Here is a 4,091-nt window from a genome sequence, read left to right on the forward strand (position 1 = left end):
TTTATTAAGTATTGATTACATTCTTTTGTAAACTTATTTATTATCTTGGCTTTATCTTCGAGTTCATTGATGGATGCCAAATATCCCAAAAAAATATGACAAAGAATTTGAGAACGTACGTCTTTTTCGACAGCCTTTTGTCCCAATTTATTCACTTTATCAATGATAATTTGTATTTCTTGTACTTGTTGTGTATTATATTTTTCGTCTGTACTAATGGTGGCTATTACCTTATTTATATCATCTATATTAATTTCTACATCTTCGAATTCACCGAGAAGTGCTTCACAGATTTTCTGAAGTTTCTTAATCTGGGAATCGGATAATTCCATATCATAGTAATCTTCAAGGTAATCGGCAAGGTCTTCGTAGGTTTCTTCGTCATCAAGATCCATATCATCCAAAGAATCATAGAAGTCTTCGTACAATTCCTGAATTTCTTCCAATTCATCTTCGTCAAGTTCTTCTTCGTCGCGGAAATCTACAGAGATTCTCCAGTTGTCGCCGTAATCATCGGCCCAGTCATCATAACCGTCTTCCAAAGAATCAGCAATGTCTTCTTCGAAATCTTCGATAACGTCAGCATCTACGTCTCTGATTAAGTCAACGAGGTCAACGCAAGCTGTTGCTACAAAATCAGGAGCAACGGCATTTACAAAGTCTTCATAGTTTGTAGATTCTTTGTTGAGTGCCTTAACAAGGTCATTAATGGGGCTCTTGTAGCCGCCGCCAAGTGAGGAAATCAGTAAGCAAACCAAAAGAATTACAACTACTGCAGCACCACCGATGATGGCAATCATACCGATTTTGGTGTTTTTATTTTTTTCTACTGCGGAATCTAAGGTTGCATTGTTAACCGGAGCTGCAACGGGCTCTGCTGCAGGAGCAGCCTGCTGAGGTTCTGCAGAAAGATTATTTCCGCAATTGTTACAGAATACAGCATCATCAGGAAGCTGAACTCCACATTTAGGACAATTTTTCATTTCTTCTTCTCCCTTTCTCTTGTTCATTAATAAACAAAATTGTTTAAAATTACCTAAGATTAAAGAGTAAAATGATGATATAGATATTCCAAATGCCCCTGGAAAAGGTGCATGGATAGCTAAAAACAGTTGGGGAGAGTCTTGGGGTAATGAGGGTTACTTCTACTTATCTTATTACGATAAGTCTTCAATTGAATTAGGAAAATGGGGAGATGCATTCACATTCATTCTAAATGATACAATCAAGTTTGATAAGAACTATCAATATGACATTGCTAAAACAGATTTCTTCTACAATACCACAAATACTATATGGTACAAGAATATCTTCACTGCAACCGATGAGGAGTATTTGACTGCGGTTTCAACTTACTTTGAAAAGGAAACCAATTACACCTTATCAATTTATGTGAACAATACATTGAAATTGGTTCAATCAGCATTCACAAATCCAGGATATTGGACTATAGATTTGAGAGAACCTATCCAACTTAATGTTGGGGACATATTTGAAGTTGTCTTTAAGATAATGGTTAAAGGAGATGTGGGAGTTCCTATTTCAGAATCACAAAGCTTAAACAATCAGTTTTATAGGAAAAACATTTCATTCATCAGCTATAACGGTAAAACCTGGACAGATTTATATGAATTGGAATGGAATGATTATCCTGATCACTTTTACAAGTCTCAAGTGGCTTGCATAAAGGCATTTACAATATTGGATAAAGTTGATGCTACAAGTACATGGAGTTTTAATCCCATTAATGTTAGTGGAAAAAGCTTCAATCCTGTAAATTTCACAGTTAATGTTACAAATCAATATGGAAGGTCTGTAAATTGTGGTAAAGTTAAATTTATTTTCACTAATGAAGGCTCACCGGATGATGTTGTTTATGTGGATGTTCACAATGGTGTGGCAAAGCTTAGCTACATATTTAAGAGAGGATTCCATAACATATCTGCTGAATTCGTATCCTGTGCTTATAAACCTCTTCTTCCACATACTTCATCTGTCAATATAACCAAATATGATCTTGCAATGAATACAAGCATTTCATATTATTTCGATAGTGCATTTGTAAACATAGCTCTTAATGACACAGTTAACGAAACCATTTTCTTCTTATTTGGATATAAGAATTTCACAACCAAATCAATCAATGGTAAGGCTTCAATCAACTTAACAGATTTGAAAGTAGGCTTCAACAATCTTACAATTCAGCTTTATCCTGCAATATATGATTGCAATAATGACTCATACACTTTCAATGTTGACACATATGATACACAAATCATTCTAAGCAATCTTGAAACCATATACGGCAATGCCTATAAGTATAAGATCAAGCTCATTGACGAAAACGGAAATCCTCTTGCTGGAAGAAAGATTGAATATGTCTTGGATAAGATTTATACCGGCACAACCGATAAGAACGGTGAGATAACATTAACCAATATAAAAGCGGGCAATTACAAGATGGTTGTGACCTTTAAGGGAGAGAAGCTCTATATGAAATCCTCCAATTCCGCTAAAGTGAATATCAAGACAACCGTTGTGCTTCCAAAGTATTCCAATTTCACTTATAACTCCAAATACAGTGTGAAATTCAAGGATAAAAAGTTAAATCCCTTAAAGAACACATACGTGACAATCGTATTTGGAGGAAAAAGCTATAAGCTTAAGACAGATGCTAATGGAATAGTCAAGATCACTAATCATCTAAAGCCAGGAACCTATACTGTAAAGGTCAAGAATCCAAAGACTTCTGAAGTTAAGACCCATAAGATTAAGGTATTGGCCAGAATTGATAAAAACAAGAACATGACCATGTATTATGGTGCAGGCAAATACTATAAGGTTAGAGTCTTGGACAATTATGGAAGAATTGCCAAAAAAGTTACAGTTAAATTCACATTAAATGGCAAAACATATTATAAAAAGACTAACAGCAAAGGAATTGCAAGCCTTAAGATTCGCTTGAATCCTAAAACCTACACTGTTTCAGCAACTTATAAAGGATTTAAAGTTAAGAATAGAATAAAGGTCATTCCTCTCATTACAAAAAACATTTCCAAAAATAAAGCCAAAACAATTAAATTCACTGCCAAATTGGTTAATTCCAAAGGTAAAATCCTAAGGAATAAAGTCATTACATTTAAATTAGGGGCTATCAAATATAAAAGAAAGACCAATTCTAAGGGAATAGCTACTGTAAGTCTTAAAAACTTGAAAAAAGGCAAATATTACATTTATTCAACTTATGGAAAATTGACTGTTAAAAATACAATTAAAATTATATAGATTAAAAAATAAAATTAATGTATATTAATAAAATACAAATGTATAGAATAAAATGAAAATGCGTATAAATAATGGAAAAGCATTGGAAAATTATATTTGGGTGAAAAATTGTTAAAGAAAAAGCTTAATGCAATCATTATATTATCAATAATCCTATCATTATTGGTCATCATTCCTGCCAGTTTTGCTGCAGATGATAATGTGACCTCAATAGATGATAATCTGATGATTGAGGATTCAATTGATGATGATTTGATTATCTATAATGAAGATAATGTTTTGGATGCTGGTGAAGGCGAGGATATTCCTGAGGAAGAGCCGAAAATGGACATATACTTCAACTCCAATGCTTTGGATGATAATGGAAACGGTTCCATTGAAAATCCATATAAAACATTATCAGATGATAGGATAATGGATAACTCCATTCTGCATTTTGCTAGCGGCACTTACAATTACACTCCTGATTATCCCTATATGGGGAATATTGCCATTTATGGTCAGAATTCATCCAATACAGTCATTAATGTAATTTCTGATTATCCTAGGTTTGAATTTTATGGAAGCTTTGATATTGAAAACATCACATTTCTAAATATTCAGTTCATAACTGATGACAGTGATGCCTTTTTAAATGCTGCAAATGTTAATTTCCACAATTCCACTGCCGTTACATTGGATAATTCCGGAACCTCATGCGGTGGAGCAATCTATTGCACTGGATCCAATAGTGTTGTTTTAAACAATTGCAGCTTCTATAATAATTATGCCCTCTATGGTGGGGCTGTATTTTCCAATGGAGGCAA

2 protein-coding genes and 1 pseudogene are annotated in these 4,091 nt (G+C 33.7%); 2 read left to right on the plus strand and 1 reads right to left on the minus strand.

Annotated elements, in window-relative coordinates; translation table 11 throughout:
- On the minus strand, nucleotides 1-1,010 hold a 1,010-nt coding region (locus Q0409_RS09820), incomplete at its 3' end, for a zinc ribbon domain-containing protein (protein ID WP_298537665.1).
- Nucleotides 1,011-1,068: 58 nt separating this feature from the next.
- Between Q0409_RS09820 and Q0409_RS09825 the strand changes: the two genes are divergently transcribed.
- Entirely contained in the window at nucleotides 1,069-3,285 is a 2,217-nt protein-coding gene (locus Q0409_RS09825) for a lectin like domain-containing protein (protein ID WP_366940126.1), read from the plus strand.
- Between the two features lie 108 nt (nucleotides 3,286-3,393).
- A pseudogene (locus Q0409_RS09830) lies at nucleotides 3,394-4,091 on the plus strand (hypothetical protein); the annotation flags it as partial.

The organism is uncultured Methanobrevibacter sp. (assembly GCF_937898925.1).
In the GTDB taxonomy this organism is placed as follows: domain Archaea; phylum Methanobacteriota; class Methanobacteria; order Methanobacteriales; family Methanobacteriaceae; genus Methanobrevibacter.